This window comes from Mesorhizobium sp. M0140 (genome assembly GCF_040322475.1).
Lineage (GTDB): Bacteria > Pseudomonadota > Alphaproteobacteria > Rhizobiales > Rhizobiaceae > Mesorhizobium.
In genome coordinates, this window is the sequence record NZ_JAMYTM010000001.1 from 110,649 (window position 1) to 129,072 (window position 18,424).

The window sequence follows — 18,424 nt, forward strand, 5'->3', positions numbered from 1 at the left end:
CTTGGGCGGAAGACCCTACACCTTGCAGTAAGGCGTTACCGGCGCGATGGTGCCGAAATCCTTAGCGATCTCGTAGCCGATGCCGTCGGCCGCCGCCTTGCCTACATAGGAATGGCAGAGTGTGTGGTTGTTGGTGGCGTCGACGCGGATCTTGCCTTGCGGTGCGTCGAACTCGATCGACGGCAGCGCGGCCAATACATCGTCGTCCTTCAGCGATCCCGCCTTCTCCGCGGCCAGCGCGTAGAGATGCAGGCCGTTGTAGCCGGCCTCCCCGATGCCGTTGACCATCTTCTCCTGGCCGAATTTCTCACGGAAGCTGGAGATGAACTTTTTGTTGACCGGATTGTCCAGCGCCATCCAGTAGGGCTGCGGCGCATAGGTGCCGGCCGCAACGCCGGGCGGCAGCGCGTCCTTGTTGAAGACCTCGTCGAGCGGGGCGATCAGCGGCTGCTTGATGTCGAAGCTGCGATACTGCTTGAGCTGGGTGACGGCGTCGTTGCCGACCACCATCGACCAGACGACATCGGGCTTCAGCGACTTGATCTTCTGGAAGGCCGGGCCGAAATCTGTGGTCCCGAACGGATAGTAATCGGCGCCGATGATCTTGCCGCCGGCCTTCTCATAGGCCGCCGTGATCGCCTCGGTCATCTTCTGCGGCCAGGCATAGTCCGAAGCCATGACATAGATCGTCTTGCCGAGGTTCTCTGCCACCCATGGCATCATCGGGTCGACCTGCTGCATCGGGATCGGGCCGGTGGCGACGAAGTAGCGGTTGCATTCGCCGCCTTCGAAATTGGTCGGGTAGAAGAACAGCTTCTTGGCCTTCGAGGTGACCGACAGCGTGGCGCTGCGCTCAGGCGAAATGATCGTGCCCATGATCACGTCGACCTTGTCTTCGTTGATGAGCTTGCGCGCCTTGTCGATGGAGCCCTTGGTCGTGGTCTGGTTGTCCTCGATGATGAGTTCGACCTGGCGCCCGCCAATGCCGTTGGCGGCGTTGAGTTCGGCGGCGGCGAGCTTGTAGCAATTGAGCAACGTCTCGCCGAGGATCGCCTGCAGTCCGGTGATCGGGATCGACAGGCCGACCTTGACGGTGTCGGCGGCGCGCAGGATCGACGGCGCGCCGACTATGGCGAAGGCGGCGGCAGCGCCGCCCGATTTCAAGACAGTTCTTCTGCTTATCATTGTTGTGTTCCCTTCCAGTCCCAGGCGCGCCCCATGCACGCCTTACAAAGCCAACAGGTCCTTCAGCAGGGTCTCGTCGGCGAAGGTCTCAGGCGCACCTTCGTGGACGATCCTGCCCTTCTCCATCACCAGGCAGCGGTCCGATGCCTTGAGAACGAGATCGAGATTCTGCTCGACAAGAATGATCGCGATGCCGCGCTCGCGGGCGATGCGCGGCACCAGTTCGGCGATCGACTGCACGATGTTCGGCTGGATGCCTTCCGAGGGCTCGTCGAGCAGCAGCACCGAGGGCAGGCCGCAGAGCGCGCGGCCGATCGCCAGCATTTGCTGCTGGCCGCCCGAAAGCGTGCCGGCGACCTGCGCTTCGCGTTCGCGCAGGATTGGAAAATAGCCGAAGATGTCGGCCGGAATGCCGCCGTCGCCACGGTCCTTGGCAGCGCGGGTGCCGACCTCCAGGTTTTGCCGCACCGTCAGCTGGTTAAAGATCCCGCGCCCCTGCGGCACATGCGCGATGCCTGCGCGCGCACGGCGGAAAGCCGGCGCGTTGGTGAGATCCTTGTCTCCGAGAACCACCGCCCCGCCGCTTGCCCGCAAGCCGCCGGAGATGACGCGCAGCAGCGTTGTCTTGCCTGCGCCGTTACGGCCGAGCAAGCCCACGACTTCGCCCAGCGCGACGCTGAGGTCGATGCCGTTCAGCACGGGGAGCAGACCGTAGCCGGCCGACACCGCCATTGTTCGCAGCATGATCAGCGCCTCCCCAGATAGACATCGCGGACCATCTCGTCGGTCTCGATGTCATGGAAAGGACCGCTGCGCAGCCGGCGTCCCTGATGCAGCACCAACGTCTCGCAGTTCAGCGCCCGCACGAAGCGGATGTCGTGCTCGACGGCAACGATCGAGAATTCACCTTTGAGTCGCAGCAGCATCTGCACCGTCGCCAGCGTCTCCTGCGGCGTCATGCCGGCAGTGGGTTCATCGAGCAACAGCAGGCGCGGCTCTATCGCCAACGCCATGCCGATCTCCAGCCATTGCTTCTGGCCATGCGCGAGTTCGCCGGCCAACGTGGCGGCGCGGTTGGTCAGCGCGACCAGCTCCAAGAGTTCGCCAACCGGGCGCGCAGGCGAAGGCGCCCCCCAGCGCGCGACCTTGAGATTATCCTCCACCGAGAGGCTCGGGAAGACAGAGGGGATCTGGAACTTGCGGGCAATGCCGAGCCGGGCGATGCGATGCAGCGGCAAGCCGGCTATGTCGTGGCCGAGGAAGCGCACGCTGCCGCTGGTCGGACGCAGCGTGCCGGTCAGCACGTTGAGGAAGGTGCTCTTGCCAGCGCCGTTCGGCCCGATGATGCAGCAGAGTTCCTTGTCGCGCACCGTGAGGTTCAGAGCCTCCAGCGCCTGCAGCCCGCCAAAGCGGATACCGACGTTCTCGGCCTGCAGCAGGATGTCGCTCATTGCGCGCGCCTCCCGCCCTTGAACAGGCCTTTCAGCCGCGCGTAGATCGACAGGATGCCATCCGGCAGGACGAAGACGATGATGACGAAGACACAGCCGAGCAGAAGGGGCCACAGGCTCGGGTTGAAGCTGCTGATCGTCTGCTGCGCGCGCTGAATGAAGATGGCGCCCAGTACTGGCCCAAGCAGCGTGCCGCGCCCGCCGACCGCCACCCAGACGATCACCTCCGTCGACAGGAGCAGTCCGGACAGGTCGGGCGCCACCAGTCCTGCCATGCAGACATAGAGCGCGCCGGCAAGTCCGGCGATCGCCGCCGACAAGACGAAAGTAACGAGCAGCCGCAACGGCGCATTGTGGCCGAGCGCGGCCGCCCGGACTTCATTGTCCTGGATTGCGGTCAGCACCGTGCCCCAGCGGCCGCGGCTGATCGACCACAGCGCCAGCACCGTCACGGCGACGATAGCCGAGACGAAGATATAGGAGGGCAGATCCTGGCTCAGATCGACATGCAGGCCGCCAAGATCGAACTCGATCGGCGGAATGCCGATCAGGCCGCTGTCGCCGCCGGTGACCGAACTCCAGGAAACCGCGGCCTGCTGGCAGATGACGCCCATGGCCAGCGTGACGATGGTGAAATAGCTGCCACGAATGCCGCCGAAGAACAGGAAGTAGCCGATGATGGCGGCGACGAAGGCCGCACCCGCCACCGCACCGATGATGCCAAGCAGGCTTCCGAAGGGGATGGCATCATTGAGCGTAACCAGCGCCATGATGTAGCCGCCGATGCCGAAGAAGGCGGCGTGGCCGAAACACAGGATTCCGGTGCGGCCCCAGAAGAAGTCGAGGCTCGCCGCGAACAGGCCGAAGATCAGCGCGTCGCGGATCACCGTCAACTGATAGCCGCCGGCAAAGAACGGATAGATGATCGCGAGCGCCACGCAGACGGCAAAGATCATCAGCCAGTTGCGGTCGCGGGCGATCATCGCGACGCTCCGTTGAACAGGCCGTTGGGCCGCAGACGGACAGCGACGATGGCAGCCAGCAGCACGATCGCCTGCGCCAGCGACGGCGAAATCTGATAATTGAGGATGCTGGTCAGTCCGCCGACGAAGACGCTGCCGGCGACAAGGCCGCCGATCGAGCCGACACCACCGACGATGACGACGAAGAAGGCGTTGGCGAGATAGTTCACCCCCATCTGCGGCAGCACGATTGCCAGCGGTGCGACCAGTCCGCCGGCAAGGCCGGCGATTGCCGCGCCGAAGGTGAAGGCGATGGCGTAGGTGCGCCGGGTATTGATGCCGACGCCTTCGGCCATCTCGCGGTTCTGGATGACGGTGCGGATGTCGAGACCGAAGGGCGTCCGGCTGATCAACAGGATGACGCCGAGCAAGGTCAGCATGGCAATGCCGATCAGGATCAGCCGGTAGGCCGGATAGACGGTAAAGAAAAGATCGAGCGTGCCCTCGATCGGCGGCGTCACCGGCTTGGCGCCGAGCCCGAAGATCAGTTCCAGCCCTTGCTGCAGGATCAGGCTGACGCCCCAGGTGGCAAGCACGGTCGAGACCGGCCTGGAATAGAGATGGCGGATGATGGCGAACTCGAGGATACAGCCGACCACCGCGCCGGCAACGGGCGCCGCCGCCAGGCCCAGCCAGAACGAGCCGCCCACGCTCTGGACGAAATAAACCGCGAAAGCGCCGACGGTGACGAACTCGCCATGCGCCAAATTGGTCACGTTCATCAGCCCGAAGCTGATCGCCAGCCCGAGCCCGACCAGCATCAGGATACTGATCAGCGTCAGCGCATTGAGCAGCGTGGTGATGAGAAAATCCATCGCGTCAGGCCGCACTGGCGAGACGTTGGCGCAGGCCGGCGAGCAGGCCTTCGGCGGCATCGATCGCCGCGGCCTGATGCGACTGCAGATCCTGCCCCGCCCATTCGTCGATATGCTCCGACAACGGGTCGACCACTTCGGTGCGATGGTTGGCCAGAGTCTCGATGACGGCATGGCCGCAGAACGGCACATAGCCCTCGGAGTAGCCGCCCTCATGGGTCATCATCAGGCGCCCTTGCGAAGTTTCGGCGGCCAGCGCCACCATGCGCGCGGCGAGCCGCCTGAAGCATTCGCTGTTGAGCATCATGCGGCCGAGCGGATCAAAGCCGGACGCATCGAAGCCGGACGCGACGATGACGAGGTCCGGTCTGTAGGCACGCAGCGCCGGCGCGACGACACGGTCGAAAGTCGCTTCATAGGCGCCGGTGCCGCTGCCCGCCGGCAGCGGTATGTTTATGTTGTAGCCTTCGCCGGCATCTTTGCCGTTGTCGGCCAGCGCACCGCGCCCGGTCGGGTAGAGATTGTCCTGATGCAAGGAAATGGTCAGCACCGACGGGTCGGAATAGAACACCGTCTCGGTGCCGTTGCCGTGGTGCACATCCCAGTCGACCACTGCGGCGCGGCCAAGCAGGCCTTCATGCTGCAGCCGGCGGACAGCGACGCCGATGTTGGAGAACAGGCAGTTGCCCATCGCCTGATCAGGCTCGGCATGGTGCCCCGGCGGCCGCGCCAGCGCATAGGCATTGTCGACGCGTCCGGTCAGCACGGCGCGCATCGCGGCATAGGTGGTGCCGGCAGACAGCAGCGCGATGTCGAAGCTGTTGAGGCCGATTGGCGCCTGCGGCCCGGCGAAACCGGAGCCGCGCTCGCTGAGCATCCTGATGTCGTCAACGTGACGTTGCGTGTGGACGCGCAACAGGTCCTCGACCGAGACCGGCTCGGGGATAATCGGGACGAGATGGCGCGACAGGCCGCTGACCTGGATGAGGTTGTTCAGCCGCCGCTTCGAGCCAGGGGATTCCAGATGGCGGCCGGGTTCCACGAAACGGCCGGGAGGCATCATGTCGGCGCTGGAGCCGGTGTCATGCCACATCAGCTGTTCGTGAAAAACGTAGCCTGTCGCCATTCGCAGCGTCCTCTAAAAACCAGGTGACGCTAGCAGGCTAACGATCATGTGGCCCGACCCGAAAGAGGGGCTGCGCCTGTATCTATGCCCCTCCTTTCGGAGGGGTATAGGCGCCTGCTGACCCTTGCGCGGCGCGCACCGCCTGCACCCGGTTGGATACCGCAAGCTTGCCGAAAATGTTCTTCAGGTGCCATTTCACCGTGGTTTCGCTCACCGACAGCGCCAAGGCGATATCGCGATTGGACATGCCCTCAGTGAGATAGCGCAGCAGTTCGGCCTCGCGCTGGGTGAGCTGTTCCTTCTCAGCGGCTGGTGCGGCCAGCTTGCGCGCCGCCACGGGCATCGCCTGCGCTGCATCGATGATGCGCGTGGCATAGGCTGACAGCGCGGGGTCGGTCTTCGCCTGGGCAGCACGCAGCCGCATCAACCCTTCGACGACAGACCTTCCCTCGTCGACGAAGGAACGGATGAAGCCGGAAGGTTGGGCGAGACGCAACGCATCGAGGAGATTGCGGTCTGCCTCGCGTTGGTCGTGGGCAGCGCTGGCCGCTTTGGCTCGCAGGATCAGCGCCAATATATGGCGACGCATGCGCCCGCTGGTTCTCGTGCGCTCCAGAAGCGCGTCGAAAACCCCCGCTGCATTGGCATAGGATTTTTCCGCCGTCAGCAAACGGCCCTCGGCAAAGAACTCGAACTCGTTTGCGGTGGTGATGACCGTCGAAGTCTCGGTCTCTTCGCCGCGATGCTCGGCCAGCAGCGCGCGCGCCTCGGCATTGCGGTTCTGGTCGAGCAGCACACGTACGCGGTCATGCATGATCATCGATGCCAGGCGGCGATACACCGTGCCGCGCACGCGTTGATAGACGCGCTCCAGCATGTCCAGTGCGGCTTCGGTGCGACCGGTCAGCTGCAGCACACGGGCATAGGTCGGCACGCTGGCAAGGGGATAGACGATGACCGCCGCGCCCTCGATCTGCGGGCCGAGATTCTCGACCAGGGTCAGCGCTTCGCCCGACGCATTGGTCTCGTAGGCGAGCTCGGCTAGCAGCGTTCCGGCCAAGGCCTCGGCATAGGAATTAGCACCGATCCGCGCCCTGGCCTCGATGATGGCGTTGCGCAGCAGCCGCTCGGCGGCGGGCAAGCGGCCCGCCGAACGCTCGACAACGGCCATGTAGCAATTGGCAATGGTGACGCCGAGCAGGCTGCCGCTTCGCTCATGCGCCCGTCGCGCCGCATCGATCGCGGCGCGGGCACCTTCGAGGTCACCCAGCGCATAGAGGTTGTAGCCGATGACATTGGCGGTCGCGCCTTCCATGAACCAGGCATCGGGTGAGATGACGCGCAGGGCCGCAAGTGCTGTGTCGCGCGCCTGATCGAACTGCTCCAGCGTGCTGTGGACGGCAGCGGCGAGAACCACCAGTTCGGCCTCGATCGTTGTGCCGGTCATGGTGCCTGGGTCATTGCTGTCAGTCGGTCCGGTCTCGACCAGCTTGCGCGCATTGCTCAGCGTCTGCTGGGCAATCTCGGGTTGGCTGCTGTGCACCGCCAGCCAAAGCACCACCAGTTGCAGCCGGATGCGCTGGTCGATCAGTTTCCTAGGCAGCAGCGCGAGCAGCTGGCGCACGTAGAGAAGCTGGCACTGGGCGATGAGGTCGAGCGCGTTGTTTTCGACGAATACCGCCGCGCGTGCCTGGTCGCCGGCGGCCAGCGCGTACCCGATCGCCTCGGTCAGCATCTTGCGTTCGCCGAACCATTCGGCGGCCGCCAGATGCAGCGGCGCGATCATCTCCGGTTCGCGCCGTTCCATTTCGCGGCTGAGGAAATCGCGGAACAGATGATGGTAGCGGAACCAGCGTCGCTCTTCATCGAGCGGCACCAGGAACAGGTTGCGCGTCTCGATCTCGGTAATCGCCGCCTCGGCATCCGCCGCGCGCATCACCGCCCGGCAGGCTTCGGCGCTGAAGCGTTCGAAGATCGAACTGTAGAGCAGGAATTTTGCGATTGCCGGCGGCAGCTCCAGAAACACTTCGCCCATCAGGAAGTCGGCGACGTTGCGGTTGGCGCCGGTAAAATTGCCGATGAAGGTTTCGGGTGCGTGTGCGGCACTCAGCGAGAGCGAGGCGAGCTGCAGGCCGGCGGCCCATCCTTCGGTACGCGAGCACAAGGTCTCCACTGTGCCGCTGCTGACGCTCAGGCCCAGCTTCTCGTTGAAGAAAGCCTCGGCCTCGGACGAGGCGAAACGCAGATCGTCGGGGCCGATTTCGAAGATGTCGCCCAGCACCCTGAGCTTGCCGAGTTGCAGATCGGGCAGGCTGCGCGAGCCGATGACGAAGGCGACGTTTGCCGGCGCCTGCCGGGTCAGGCGCTCCATGAACCGCTTCACCGCCGTCGCCTCGACAGCGTGGTAGTCGTCGAAGAACAGCGTGATGTCAGCTTCGCGCGCTGCAAGGCCCGTGACCAGTGCCGCGAGCATGACATCGAGCTGGGGGATCGGGCTGGACTGGAAGGCAAGGTCGAGTTCCGCTGGGCTCTGGACGAGATGGCGGAGCGCGCCCACCAGATGCGACAGGAAGGCGCCCTCGTCATTGTCGGTTGCCTCGCAGGATAGCCATGCGGTCAGCCGACCGTGGCGCGCGACCTCCGTGGCCCATTGCGCCATTGTCGTCGATTTGCCGAAGCCGGCGGGCGCGGCGAACAGCACGATCCGCGTGTCGATGTGGCGCTCCAGCGTCGACAGGATGGTCTCGCGGCGCACCCATCGGCGATGGTGCGGCGACGCTTGGCTGACGGATTGCGGAGCTGTTCTCATCTAGGTCCGTGCAACCTGCCGCTTTTCCGCGAAAGCGCGGCTCCCTTGCCATTGCTCCACTCCGTTTCGATCAGCGGAATCTGCGGTGCGGCATCGCGCGGCAAGGTTCCCTTGATCCGGGGATCGTCGATGATCTCAAATCCGGTCGCGAAGGGGACGAACCCGCAGGCACTGTAGAACCCGATGACACTGTGATGATCGAAGCTGCTTGTATGCAGCCAGATGCGGCTCGGGTTGAGACGCCATGCGAGGTCCAGTGCCCCGGCCATCAGCCGTTTGCCGAAACCCCTGCCGGTCAGGGACGGGAACAGGCCAAAATAGGTGATCTCGATCTCGCTGCTGTCGGCGACGAAGAATTCGACCATACCGAGATGCGCGCCGGTCTCGTCATGGCCGTAGTAGAGATGCTGGCGCGGGTCGGCGAAATGCTCGGTGATTTCGGCATCGGACATTTCGGAAACACGGTCCCAAAGCCAGGGCGCGCCGATCTCTAGGAAAATCGCCCGGTAGGAAGCGCAGTCGGGGGGCGTGATCCGTGTCATGGCCAAGGGGTGCGCGAGATCGGGCTGCGGCGAGCGCGCCTCCATCCACGTCACCGCATTGGCAAGCTTGCCCGCCGGCAGGCGATGGTAGCCAATGGCGAGATCGGTGATTTCGGCCGGCATCGTGTCTTCGGTGATCAACGCATTCCTCGTCATGTCTTCCAGAGATAGCAGTATCGGCTTGCTGCATCCGATGCCAACTCCCCAGACCATGGCAGCATTGAACGGCAAGTCCTGGACTGAAAGTTTGGCGCGTATGCCTCTTGCATTTCACAGAAATGGCATATGAGATATGATACACCATTCAGATGAAAGTGAAACATAATGCCTGAGCGGATTGCGGACGAGGCCATTCTCAGCGCGGTCGATGGCGGCTTCGCGCGGCAGGTAGCGTTTCTGCAAGACCTCGTGCGTTTTCCTTCGCAGCGTGGTGAGGAACATGCCGCACAATCGTTCATGGCGGCTGCCTTTGAGGCTGACGGCTATGCCGTCGACATGTGGCGCGTCGATGTCGATGCGATTCGCGACCTGCCGGGTTTTTCACCCGTGGCAGTTTCTTATGACGACGCCTTCAATGTCGTTGCCACGCATACGCCGCGAAACGCGACCGGCCGCTCGCTGATCCTCAACGGCCATATCGATGTCGTGCCGACAGGGCCACTCGACCGCTGGGTGCGCGATCCCTACGATCCGGTGATCGAGGACGGCTGGATGCATGGCCGCGGCGCCGGCGACATGAAGGCCGGCCTGTCCGCCTGCCTCTATGCGCTGGCCGCATTGCGCAGCCTTGGCTATCAGCCGGCCGCGAACTTGTATCTCCAGTCGGTGGTCGAGGAAGAATGCACCGGCAATGGCGCGCTTGCCTGTCTGCAGCGCGGCTACCGCGCCGACGCCGCCTTCATTCCCGAACCGCTGGAGCCGAGGCTGATGCGGGCGCAGGTCGGGCCGATCTGGTTCCGGGTCGAGGTCGACGGCGATCCCCAGCATGCGTCGGGTGCATTTTCTGCCGGGGCCAATGCCATCGAAAAGGCATTTGTCATCATCCAGGCGCTGAAGCAGCTCGAAATCGTCTGGAACGCGCGCAAGGTCGACGACAAGCATTTCCATGATCACCCGCACCCGATCCGCTTCAATCTCGGCAAGATCGAAGGGGGCGAATGGACATCGAGCGTTCCGGCGCGCTGTGTCTTCGAGATGCGCGTCGCCACCTATCCCGGCCAGAGGCTCGAAGACGCCAGGGCCGAGCTTGAGGCCTGTATCGCCGAAGCGGCGCGTGCCGATCCGTTCCTGGCCAATCGCCCACCGATGATGACCTACAACGGCTTCATGGCCGAGGGCTATGTGCTGGAAGGCGCCGACGAGATGGAAGCGGTGCTGCGCCGCAGCCACACCGCCGTGTGGGGCGAGCCGCTGACGGAGCACGTCACCTCGGCGACCACTGATGCGCGCTTCTTCGGCCTCTATGCTGAAACGCCGGCGATCGTCTACGGCCCGATCTGCCGCATGCCGCACGGCTATGACGAGGCCGTCGATCTCGACTCGGTGCGCAAGGTCACCCAGACGATCGCGCTGTTCATCGCCGACTGGTGCGGCCTCGAACCTATCGAGGCCAAGCCATGAATGCAGCCGTCCCCGATGCTTTCGGCGAAACGCTCGCCGAGGACGCGCCCCATGTCTCGACGACCGACGCGCTTGCCATCGTGCGCCGGCACTACGGGCTGACCGGCACCGCGCGTCCATTGCCTGGCGAACGCGACCATAACTTCCACATCCAGACCGACGGCGAGGGCGAGTTCGTCCTCAAGGTTTCCCATCCGGCGGAAGAGGCCGGCTTCACCGACTTCCAGAACAAGGCGCTCGACCACATCCTTGCAGTCGACCCCACCTTGCCGGTTCCCTCGGTGCGCAAAAGCCTTGAGGGCGAAGCGCAATTTACGGCCAGTGTTGGTGGATCGGCACCGCGCATCGTCCGGCTGGTGACTTATCTGCCCGGTCAGCTGCTGTCGCGCTCGCCGACTTCCGATGCGCAGGATCGCAATCTCGGGATCTTCCTCGCCCGCCTTGGCCGGGCGCTGCGCGGTTTCTTCCACCCGGCCGCCGGCAGCGACCTGCTCTGGGATATCCGCAAGGTCGCCAAGATACGACCGATGACGGTGCACATCACTGATCCGGGCCGGAGGGCGATGGTCGAGCGCGCGATCGACTCCTTCGAGCAGCATGCGGCGCCAATCATTCCGACCCTGCGCGCCCAGATCGTCCACAACGACATGAACTCCTACAATGTGGTGATGGACGCGTCGCGGCCGGAGGTCGTCAGCGGCATCCTCGATTTCGGCGACATGATCCATTCGCCGCTGATCTGCGACCTCGCCATCGGCGCCGTCTATCGCTGGCCGGCGCAAGGCCATCCGTTGGCGCCGGCCGCGCGCTTCGTCGCCGGCTATCAATCGGTTCAGCTGCTGGAGGAGGAAGAGATCGGCATTCTCTTCGATCTGATCCGTGCCCGGCTTGCGCTCATCGTCAACATCGCCAGTTGGCAGGCCGAGCGCTTCCCGGCCAAGCGCGACTATGTGCTGCGCCTCGCCACCGAGGTCTGGGCCTCGCTCGAAAAGCTGGATGGTCTGTCATCCACCGATGCCCGCCGCTATTTTCTCGACCATTCCAATCCGGAGTAAATGCTCGTGTCCCAGTCCTCGCCATATCCTTCAAATGCCGACGCGGCTGCATCGGAGCGCGCGCTGCTTGAACGCCGCGCCAGGCTGCTTGGGCCGACCTATCGCGCCTTCTACCGCAACCCTATTCATCTGGTGCGCGGCAGCGGTGTGTGGCTCTACGATGCCCAGGGCCGTAAATTCCTCGACGCCTATAACAACGTCGCCTCGGTCGGCCACTGCCACCCGCGCGTTGTCGAGGCGCTGTCCGGACAGGCCGCCACGCTCAACACCCACACGCGCTATCTCAGCGAGATCATCCTCGATTACGCGGAAAAACTGCTCGGCACCGTTCCGGCCCATCTTGGCCACGCCATGTTCACCTGCACCGGAAGCGAGGCCAACGACCTCGCCATCCGCATCGCCCAGCATTCCAGCGGCGGCACCGGCGTGATCATCACCGACTTCGCTTATCACGGCGCCACCATCGCGACGGCGCAACTGTCGCCGGCGGCGGTCGGAGCAAAGGGCGTGCGCGCGCAGCACCGCACCGTGTCGGCGCCGGACACGTTCCGCGACCATGGCCGGGCCGCGAATGTTTTCGCAAAAAATGTCGCCGCCGCCATCGAGGACATGCGCGTAAAAGATATCAAGCCGGCCGCACTCCTTCTCGACTCGGCCTTTTCCAGCGACGGCATCTTCTTTCCCGATGCGGCGGTGATGCGCGAGGCGGTGGATCACGTCAGAAAGGCCGGCGGCATCGTCATCGCCGATGAGGTCCAGTCCGGCTTCGGCCGGCTTGGCCAAGGCATGTGGGGTTTCGCCAATTATGGCATCGAGCCCGACATCGTCACAATGGGCAAGCCGATCGGCGATGGACACCCGATGGGCGCCGTGCTCGTGCGGCCGCAGCTAGTCGCTTCGTTCGGCTCGAACACCGGTTATTTCAACACTTTCGGCGGCAATCCGGTTGCTGCCGCCGTCGGTCTCGCCGTGCTGGCGGTGATCGAGGGCGAGGGGCTGATCGAGAATGCGCGCAATGTCGGCGCGTATACGAGTGAACTGCTGCGCACCCTGCAGAGCCGGCATGGCGCGGTCGCCGATATCAGGCATAACGGCCTCTATTTCGGTGTCGAGCTGACGGCGGACGGTGACGAGGCGCTGGCCGCCACCAAGACATCGGCGGTCGTCGAAGCCATGCGCGAGGACGGCGTGCTGATCTCGTCCTGCGGTCCGCGCGGCAATGTGCTGAAGATGAGGCCGCCACTGCCGTTTGCCAGGGACAATGCCGAGCAACTGGCCGAGACGCTCGATCGCGCGCTGTCGAACTGGTGATCGGGCCGAACGCATGCTGAAGCTCGAACATCAAACCCTGAATGACCGCGCCTATGGCGCGCTCAAGCAGGAGTTGATTTCAGGCGGCTTCAGCCCGGGGCAGACGCTGGTCATCCGCAAGCTCGCCGAAACGTTCGGCATCTCGACGACGCCAATCCGCGAGGCGCTGCAGCGGCTTGTCGCCGAGCGACTGCTCGAGATGCAGAACAACCGCTCGGTCATCGTGCCGTTGCTGTCCGCGCCCGCCTTCGAGGAACTGACGCGCATCCGTATCGCCGTCGAGGGACTGGCGGGCGAGATGGCGGCGACCAGGATGAGCGAAAGCGGACTGGCTGACATACAGGCGACGCTCGCCGGCATGCAGCGTGCCATCGAGGCCGGCGACGCCAGGGCCTATCTCTCGTTGAACGAGGCGTTCCACTTCGCCATCTACCAGCATGCCGGCGCGCCGATCCTGCTCAACATGATCCGCGACCTCTGGGGGCGGGTTGGGCCTTATCTCAAGCTGCTGATGCAGGCCGATCGCTACATCCCGCAGTCCAACGACGCGCATCGCAAGATCGTCGCCGCGCTGGAGCGGCGCAGCGGTCCCACTGTGCGGACTTTCATAGAAGAGGACATCGCCGTGGCGGCCGCCGTATTATCTGCAAACCTTGACGCTGCCAGGTAGCCGTCGGCCTAGCTCGTCCCGTCCAGCCGGTCGCGCAGCATGCTCCAGCCGAGCAGCATGTTGGGCGCATGCCGCAGCAAGGCATGGAACGGGATAGGCGCCGGTGGCGCGAAGGGCAGCGGCAGGTCGCGGGCCTCGGCTCCAGCGGCCCAGTCGGCCAGCACCTTGCCCATCGCTGTGGTCATGGCGATGCCGCGGCCGTTGCAGGCGCGTCCGGCGATCAGGCCCGGACCGAGGTCGATCAGGTGCGGCAGGAAATCCGGTTCGACCGCCGCCATTCCCGACCAGCTGTAGGCAAGCGGCGGGAGATCGGGCAGACCGAGATGCCGGCCAAGCCTTCGCCAGATCGTCTGCGGTACGCGCGTATCCGCACCGGCGCCAAGGATATGCATGCCGCCGCTGATCAGCCGGTTTTCGGCGTCGAAGCGGAATGTGAACAGATTGCGCCTGGTGTCGCCGACACCTTGCCCACCGGGTAACAGGCGCGCGCGGATTTCGGGCGGCAGCGGCGCCGTGGCGATTTGGAAAACCTTGAGCGGGAAATAGGTTCGCTGCAATGACGGGTTGAGGGACCAGCCATAGGCGTTGGTGGCGATCAGCACCTTTGCGGCGCGTACCGATCCCACCGGCGTTTTCAGCACCCAGCCATCGGCTATGCGATCAACCGAGGTGACGCGCGTCTGCTCGAAGATCTTCGCGCCGGCCTTCTCCGCCGCATCGGCGAGCCCGCGCGCATAGGCGACCGGATTGAGCACGCCGCCGCAACGATCCATCCAGCCACCGACATAACCTGGCACTCCCGTCAGGGCTTCGACATCCTGCCGATCCAATGTGACAGCCGGCCGGCCACGCTGTGCCCATTGCCCGGCACGTGACTTGACCTTCTCGAAGGCGGCAGGCGAATGCGCTGGCTGGATCCATCCGTTCTGCACGGCGTCGCAGTCGATGCCGTGCTGCCGGATCAGGCGGAAGACCAGGTCGGCGCTGCCGGCGGCGAAATCGATCAGCCTTTCGCCGCGCGACGGTCCGAGATGGGCCAGTATGTCGGCCGGGTCCATCTTGGCGAAGTTCGGCACGACAAATCCCGCATTCCTGCCGGTCGCGCCCCAGGCGATGAATTCGGCTTCGAGAACGGCGACGGAAAGGCCTTTCCCGGCGGCGTGCAGCGCGGTTGAAAGGCCGGAAAAGCCGCCGCCGACAATGGCCAGGTCGACATTGAGCCCACCTTGCAGCGCCGGCCGCTCGCGGCGGCTACCGCTGACGGCATGCCAGAGCGAAGCGCCTTGTGCCTCCTGCCGGATCACGGCATTCATGAGCCGGAACTGCTCTCGCCCGCAGCGATCTTCGCCCGCTTGCTGAAGCGGCGCCGCCGCGGCCTGTCGCCGAACAGGCCGTTCGGCCGGATCAGCAGGATGACGCAGAGCATGACGCCGATGGCGGCGATCTGCAGCGCGGCGGCGCGAGCCTGCTGTTCCGGCGGGAACAGGATGCTGGTCAGCGTGCCCGATCCGGCCCATATCGCCCACACCAGGATGCTGCCGATGACGGCGCCAAGATTACTGCCCGAGCCGCCGACGATCAGCATCACCCAGACCTGGAAGGTCAGGATCGGCAAATAATTGTCCGGCGCGATGAAGCCGGTGAAGTGCGCCTGCAGCGCGCCGGCCAGCGCCATGATGGCGCCGCCGACGGCAAAGGCCTGGACGCGGTAGAAACGCGCGCTCTTGCCAAGCGAGATCGCCGCCCGCTCATCCTCGCGCAACGCCTTCAAAACCCGCCCCCATGGGCTGCGCGACAGGTGCTCCAAAGCGAGATAGGCGATCAGCGTCACCACCGATACGACCGCGAGGTTGGACAGGTTGAACAGCAGCGGCGTCTCGGCAAGGCTGCCGAAGGGGCGCGGGATGAAACCGATGCCGAACGGGCCGCCGGTCAGCTTCTGCGCGTTGAGCGCGACCAGTTGCACCACCACGGCGACGCCGAAGGTGGTGATCGCAAGATAGTCGGATCTCAGCCGCAGCGTCGCCATGCCGGTAAGCGCCGCGGCGATGCCGCCGACAACCATGGCGCCGAGCCAGCCGACAAGGATCGGCAGGCCGAAGCCGCCCAGCCGCGCGGCATCGTCCGGTGTGGTCAGCAGCGCCGATGTATAGGCGCCGATGGCGACGAAGCCGGCGAGGCCGACATTGAACAGGCCGGTCAGCCCCCATTGCAGATTGAGCCCCAGCGTGACCAGCGAAAAGATCAGCGCGGTGGTCAGGAAGAAGGCGCCGTAGCCGAGCAGGTCCATCAGCGTTCCCTCACACCAAACAGGCCGATAGGCCGCACGAACAGCACCGCCATCAGGATGATGAAGGAGACGGCGGCGCGCCACTCGGCTCCGATCAGCTGTACTGCACCGGCTTCGGCGAACCCGATGATCAAGCCACCGAGCACCGCGCCAGGAATGCTGCCGATGCCGCCGAGAATGGCGGCAGCGAACATCGGCAGCAGCATGTCGAAACCCATGAACGGGCGGATCTGCACCAGAATGCCGATCATCACGCCGGCCACGCAGGCCAGCGCCCCGCCGATGACCCAGGTGACGCGCACCACGCTGGCGACATCGATGCCGACGATGCGGGCCAGTGCCGCGTTCTGGCTCAGGGCCTGCATCGAGCGGCCGGTTTGCGTGCGCGTCATCAACAGATGCACGCCGAGCACCAGCACCGCGGTCAGTAGCAGCAGGGCGATCTGGTCGGGCGTGATGCGGATGCCGAAGCCGACCGGCATGGCGATCTGGATTGCCCGGCTGAAATAGGTCGGCCGCGAGGTGAAAGTGAATTCGAGCAAGCTTCTCAGCGCCATCGAGGCGCCGAAGCTCGCCATCACCACGATGATCGCCTGGCCTTGCGAGCGAAGCCGCGAAAACAGCACCTTGTCGAGCAGCAGCGCCAAGAGCGCGGTGAAGGCCATGCCGATAGCGAGCGCAACAATGAGCGGCCAGCCGAAGGACAACGGTGCGATCGGCGCCACCTTGCCGACTGTCGCGCCGATGGCGCTGACGACGGCCAGCGTCGCATAGGTTCCCCAGGCCATGAAGTCGCCATGGGCAAAGTTCGAGAAGCGCAGGATCGAATAGGTGAGCGTCACGCCGATGGCGCCGAGGCCGATCATCGAACCCGTCAGCAATCCGTCGACGACAAATTGCAGGCTCATGCCGCACCTCCCGTGTCGGCCTTACGGGGGCGCTGGCCAAGATAGAGTTCGGCGACCACCGGATCGTTCCATAGTTCGGAGGCGATGCCCTCGTGCCGGTCCTTGCCTTCGACCAGCACATAGGCGCGGTCGCCGATGGCGAGTGCCGCCTTGGCATTCTGCTCGACCAAAAGGATGGTGACGCCGGACTTGCGGATGCCGGCCAGCATCTCGAACACCATCGAGACGAATTTCGGCGACAGGCCGGCCGACGGCTCGTCCAGAACCAGCACTTTGGGGTGGACGATCAGCGCGCGCGCTACGGCCAGCATCTGCCGCTGCCCGCCCGACAAATTGCCGGCGGCGGTGCGACGCTGGCGCACGAGATCGGGGAAGGCCGAATACATCTCCTCGATGCGGCCAGGGATCTCGCGCCGTTCGAGGATGCCGCAGGCGACTTTGAGATTGTCCTCGACCGACATCAGCGGAAAGATGTTTTCGGTCTGCGGCACGAAGGCAAGCCCGAGCCGAACCATGGTGTGGGCAGGCGCGGCCGTGATGTCCTTGCCGTCCAGAAACACCGTGCCGCCGGTGATCGGGACGAGGCCGGCGATTGCCTTGATGAAGCTCGACTTGCCGGCGCCGTTGGCGCCCAGCACGACGACGATCTCACCCTTGGCGACGATGATCGAGGCGCCGCGCACGATCGGCACGCCGGGCTCGTAGCCGGCCTCGAGGTCGCGGACATCGAGGACGATCTCGCTCATGCCGCGCCTCCGAGATAGGCCTCGATGACACGTGGGTCGCGGGCGACTTCCTCTGCCGTGCCTTCGCTGAGCAGCTGGCCGCTCGCCATGACGAGGACGCGATGGCAAAGCCGCGTCACCATGTCGATATTGTGCTCGATGAGCAGGAAGGTGATGCCGCGCGCGTTGATATCGCGGATGCGGTCTATGATGACTTCGAGCAGCGTCGCGTTGACTCCGGCGGCCGGTTCGTCGAGCAGGATGATCGCCGGGTCGGCCATCATGACGCGGGCGAGTTCGAGGAGCTTGCGCTGGCCGCCGGAAAGCACGCGCGCCGGCTCGTGTGCGAGGCGGGTGAGGGTGACCAGTTCCAGCAGTTCGAGCGCCTTTGTCCTGGCGGCTCTTTCCTGCGCGGCGACGCGCCATGGCGTGACGAAATTGGCGAGCAGCTTTTCGCCGGCCTGACGTTGTGCCGCCAGCATGATGTTTTCGATCAGCGTCAGATTGGGCAGCGGGCGCGGTATCTGGAAGGTGCGGCCGAGACCGCGTCCGATGCGCAGATGTGCGGCTTCGCCCGAGACTGGCGTACCGTTGAGAAGGATTTCACCGCTGGTCGGCAGGATGCTTCCGGCAAGCAGGTCGAACATCGTCGTCTTGCCGGCGCCGTTGGGGCCGATCAGGCCGAGGATTTCTCCCGCTTTGACTTCAAACGAGACATCGTTGACCGCGACAAGGCCGCCGAACCGCCTGACGACATTTCTTGCCGTCAGAACCGGCGCGCGGGTTTCCCCTTGCCGTTTGGTTGCCTCGCTCATCAAACCCTCTGGCCGAAGACGATCGTTGCCGCCTTCTGATTATTGATTTGTGATCACACTTGCTTTGATCACGCTATTCG

At 64.6% G+C, this 18,424-nt stretch carries 17 protein-coding genes; 4 read left to right on the plus strand and 13 right to left on the minus strand.

The features are described 5' to 3' along the window. Nucleotides 1-15: 15 nt before the first annotated feature. The 8 genes from NKJ37_RS00520 to NKJ37_RS00555 form a co-directional block, all read right to left on the minus strand. Nucleotides 16-1,185: a substrate-binding protein gene (locus NKJ37_RS00520; RefSeq protein ID WP_023808839.1), complete on the minus strand. Its 1,170-nt coding sequence runs from the start codon at nucleotides 1,183-1,185 to the stop codon at nucleotides 16-18. Between the two features lie 42 nt (nucleotides 1,186-1,227). Beyond that, the gene (locus tag NKJ37_RS00525) at nucleotides 1,228-1,929 is read right to left on the minus strand and encodes an ABC transporter ATP-binding protein (RefSeq protein WP_023808838.1); all 702 of its coding nucleotides are present in this window, start codon (nucleotides 1,927-1,929) and stop codon (nucleotides 1,228-1,230) included. Nucleotides 1,930-1,931: 2 nt separating this feature from the next. Next, nucleotides 1,932-2,636 carry an ATP-binding cassette domain-containing protein gene (locus NKJ37_RS00530; protein ID WP_352772187.1) on the minus strand — a complete coding sequence of 235 codons (705 nt, stop codon included), beginning with the start codon at nucleotides 2,634-2,636 and terminating at the stop codon, nucleotides 1,932-1,934. Continuing rightward, nucleotides 2,633-3,619 (minus strand): branched-chain amino acid ABC transporter permease, encoded by a 987-nt coding sequence (locus NKJ37_RS00535; RefSeq protein WP_023808836.1) that lies wholly within the window; start codon nucleotides 3,617-3,619, stop codon nucleotides 2,633-2,635. Before NKJ37_RS00535 ends, NKJ37_RS00530 begins: the two co-directional genes overlap by 4 nt. Continuing rightward, complete coding sequence (gene urtB / locus NKJ37_RS00540) at nucleotides 3,616-4,533, minus strand: urea ABC transporter permease subunit UrtB (RefSeq protein WP_352628490.1); 918 nt, start codon at nucleotides 4,531-4,533, stop codon at nucleotides 3,616-3,618. Before urtB ends, NKJ37_RS00535 begins: the two co-directional genes overlap by 4 nt. Further along, nucleotides 4,478-5,599: a histone deacetylase-like amidohydrolase gene (locus NKJ37_RS00545; RefSeq protein WP_023808834.1), complete on the minus strand. Its 1,122-nt coding sequence runs from the start codon at nucleotides 5,597-5,599 to the stop codon at nucleotides 4,478-4,480. Before NKJ37_RS00545 ends, urtB begins: the two co-directional genes overlap by 56 nt. Nucleotides 5,600-5,681: 82 nt before the next feature. Beyond that, nucleotides 5,682-8,408 carry a winged helix-turn-helix domain-containing protein gene (locus tag NKJ37_RS00550; RefSeq protein ID WP_352628492.1) on the minus strand — a complete coding sequence of 909 codons (2,727 nt, stop codon included), beginning with the start codon at nucleotides 8,406-8,408 and terminating at the stop codon, nucleotides 5,682-5,684. Further along, the gene (locus NKJ37_RS00555; protein WP_245273050.1) at nucleotides 8,405-9,106 is read right to left on the minus strand and encodes a GNAT family N-acetyltransferase; all 702 of its coding nucleotides are present in this window, start codon (nucleotides 9,104-9,106) and stop codon (nucleotides 8,405-8,407) included. Before NKJ37_RS00555 ends, NKJ37_RS00550 begins: the two co-directional genes overlap by 4 nt. Nucleotides 9,107-9,274: 168 nt before the next feature. Between NKJ37_RS00555 and NKJ37_RS00560 the strand changes: the two genes are divergently transcribed. The 4 genes from NKJ37_RS00560 to NKJ37_RS00575 are packed head-to-tail and all read left to right on the plus strand — an operon-like array spanning nucleotide 9,275 to nucleotide 13,606. Next, nucleotides 9,275-10,570 carry an ArgE/DapE family deacylase gene (locus tag NKJ37_RS00560; RefSeq protein ID WP_164892806.1) on the plus strand — a complete coding sequence of 432 codons (1,296 nt, stop codon included), beginning with the start codon at nucleotides 9,275-9,277 and terminating at the stop codon, nucleotides 10,568-10,570. Then, nucleotides 10,567-11,625, plus strand: coding sequence for a phosphotransferase (locus tag NKJ37_RS00565; protein WP_023808830.1), 1,059 nt, complete (start codon nucleotides 10,567-10,569; stop codon nucleotides 11,623-11,625). The genes NKJ37_RS00560 and NKJ37_RS00565 overlap by 4 nt, the downstream gene beginning before the upstream one ends. Next, nucleotides 11,626-12,936 carry an aspartate aminotransferase family protein gene (locus tag NKJ37_RS00570; RefSeq protein ID WP_031212279.1) on the plus strand — a complete coding sequence of 437 codons (1,311 nt, stop codon included), beginning with the start codon at nucleotides 11,626-11,628 and terminating at the stop codon, nucleotides 12,934-12,936. Nucleotides 12,937-12,949: 13 nt separating this feature from the next. Continuing rightward, nucleotides 12,950-13,606, plus strand: a complete 657-nt coding sequence (locus NKJ37_RS00575; protein ID WP_023808828.1) for a GntR family transcriptional regulator — start codon at nucleotides 12,950-12,952, stop codon at nucleotides 13,604-13,606. Between the two features lie 8 nt (nucleotides 13,607-13,614). Here the strand turns inward: NKJ37_RS00575 and NKJ37_RS00580 are convergent, their stop codons facing one another. The 5 genes from NKJ37_RS00580 to NKJ37_RS00600 are packed head-to-tail and all read right to left on the minus strand — an operon-like array spanning nucleotide 13,615 to nucleotide 18,344. Beyond that, nucleotides 13,615-14,919, minus strand: coding sequence for an NAD(P)/FAD-dependent oxidoreductase (locus NKJ37_RS00580; RefSeq protein WP_023808827.1), 1,305 nt, complete (start codon nucleotides 14,917-14,919; stop codon nucleotides 13,615-13,617). Further along, nucleotides 14,916-15,899 (minus strand): branched-chain amino acid ABC transporter permease, encoded by a 984-nt coding sequence (locus NKJ37_RS00585; protein WP_023808826.1) that lies wholly within the window; start codon nucleotides 15,897-15,899, stop codon nucleotides 14,916-14,918. The genes NKJ37_RS00580 and NKJ37_RS00585 overlap by 4 nt, the downstream gene beginning before the upstream one ends. Further along, nucleotides 15,896-16,804, minus strand: coding sequence for a branched-chain amino acid ABC transporter permease (locus tag NKJ37_RS00590; protein WP_128302370.1), 909 nt, complete (start codon nucleotides 16,802-16,804; stop codon nucleotides 15,896-15,898). Before NKJ37_RS00590 ends, NKJ37_RS00585 begins: the two co-directional genes overlap by 4 nt. Then, nucleotides 16,801-17,550, minus strand: a complete 750-nt coding sequence (locus NKJ37_RS00595; protein ID WP_352772191.1) for a branched-chain amino acid ABC transporter ATP-binding protein — start codon at nucleotides 17,548-17,550, stop codon at nucleotides 16,801-16,803. The genes NKJ37_RS00590 and NKJ37_RS00595 overlap by 4 nt, the downstream gene beginning before the upstream one ends. Next, complete coding sequence (locus tag NKJ37_RS00600) at nucleotides 17,547-18,344, minus strand: ABC transporter ATP-binding protein (RefSeq protein ID WP_128302372.1); 798 nt, start codon at nucleotides 18,342-18,344, stop codon at nucleotides 17,547-17,549. Before NKJ37_RS00600 ends, NKJ37_RS00595 begins: the two co-directional genes overlap by 4 nt. Nucleotides 18,345-18,424: the final 80 nt, after the last annotated feature.

Coding starts and splice junctions, on each gene's coding strand:
- NKJ37_RS00520 (WP_023808839.1), bottom strand. CDS start 1,185: ATGATAAGCAGAAGAACTGTCTTGAAATCGGGCGGCGCTGCCGCCGCC.
- NKJ37_RS00525 (WP_023808838.1), bottom strand. CDS start 1,929: ATGCTGCGAACAATGGCGGTGTCGGCCGGCTACGGTCTGCTCCCCGTG.
- NKJ37_RS00530 (WP_352772187.1), bottom strand. CDS start 2,636: ATGAGCGACATCCTGCTGCAGGCCGAGAACGTCGGTATCCGCTTTGGC.
- NKJ37_RS00535 (WP_023808836.1), bottom strand. CDS start 3,619: ATGATCGCCCGCGACCGCAACTGGCTGATGATCTTTGCCGTCTGCGTG.
- urtB (WP_352628490.1), bottom strand. CDS start 4,533: ATGCCGCCGAAGGCCTGCTCGCCGGCCTGCGCCAACGTCTCGCCAGTG.
- NKJ37_RS00545 (WP_023808834.1), bottom strand. CDS start 5,599: ATGGCGACAGGCTACGTTTTTCACGAACAGCTGATGTGGCATGACACC.
- NKJ37_RS00550 (WP_352628492.1), bottom strand. CDS start 8,408: ATGAGAACAGCTCCGCAATCCGTCAGCCAAGCGTCGCCGCACCATCGC.
- NKJ37_RS00555 (WP_245273050.1), bottom strand. CDS start 9,106: ATGACGAGGAATGCGTTGATCACCGAAGACACGATGCCGGCCGAAATC.
- NKJ37_RS00560 (WP_164892806.1), top strand. CDS start 9,275: ATGCCTGAGCGGATTGCGGACGAGGCCATTCTCAGCGCGGTCGATGGC.
- NKJ37_RS00565 (WP_023808830.1), top strand. CDS start 10,567: ATGAATGCAGCCGTCCCCGATGCTTTCGGCGAAACGCTCGCCGAGGAC.
- NKJ37_RS00570 (WP_031212279.1), top strand. CDS start 11,626: ATGCTCGTGTCCCAGTCCTCGCCATATCCTTCAAATGCCGACGCGGCT.
- NKJ37_RS00575 (WP_023808828.1), top strand. CDS start 12,950: ATGCTGAAGCTCGAACATCAAACCCTGAATGACCGCGCCTATGGCGCG.
- NKJ37_RS00580 (WP_023808827.1), bottom strand. CDS start 14,919: ATGAATGCCGTGATCCGGCAGGAGGCACAAGGCGCTTCGCTCTGGCAT.
- NKJ37_RS00590 (WP_128302370.1), bottom strand. CDS start 16,804: ATGAGCCTGCAATTTGTCGTCGACGGATTGCTGACGGGTTCGATGATC.
- NKJ37_RS00595 (WP_352772191.1), bottom strand. CDS start 17,550: ATGAGCGAGATCGTCCTCGATGTCCGCGACCTCGAGGCCGGCTACGAG.
- NKJ37_RS00600 (WP_128302372.1), bottom strand. CDS start 18,344: ATGAGCGAGGCAACCAAACGGCAAGGGGAAACCCGCGCGCCGGTTCTG.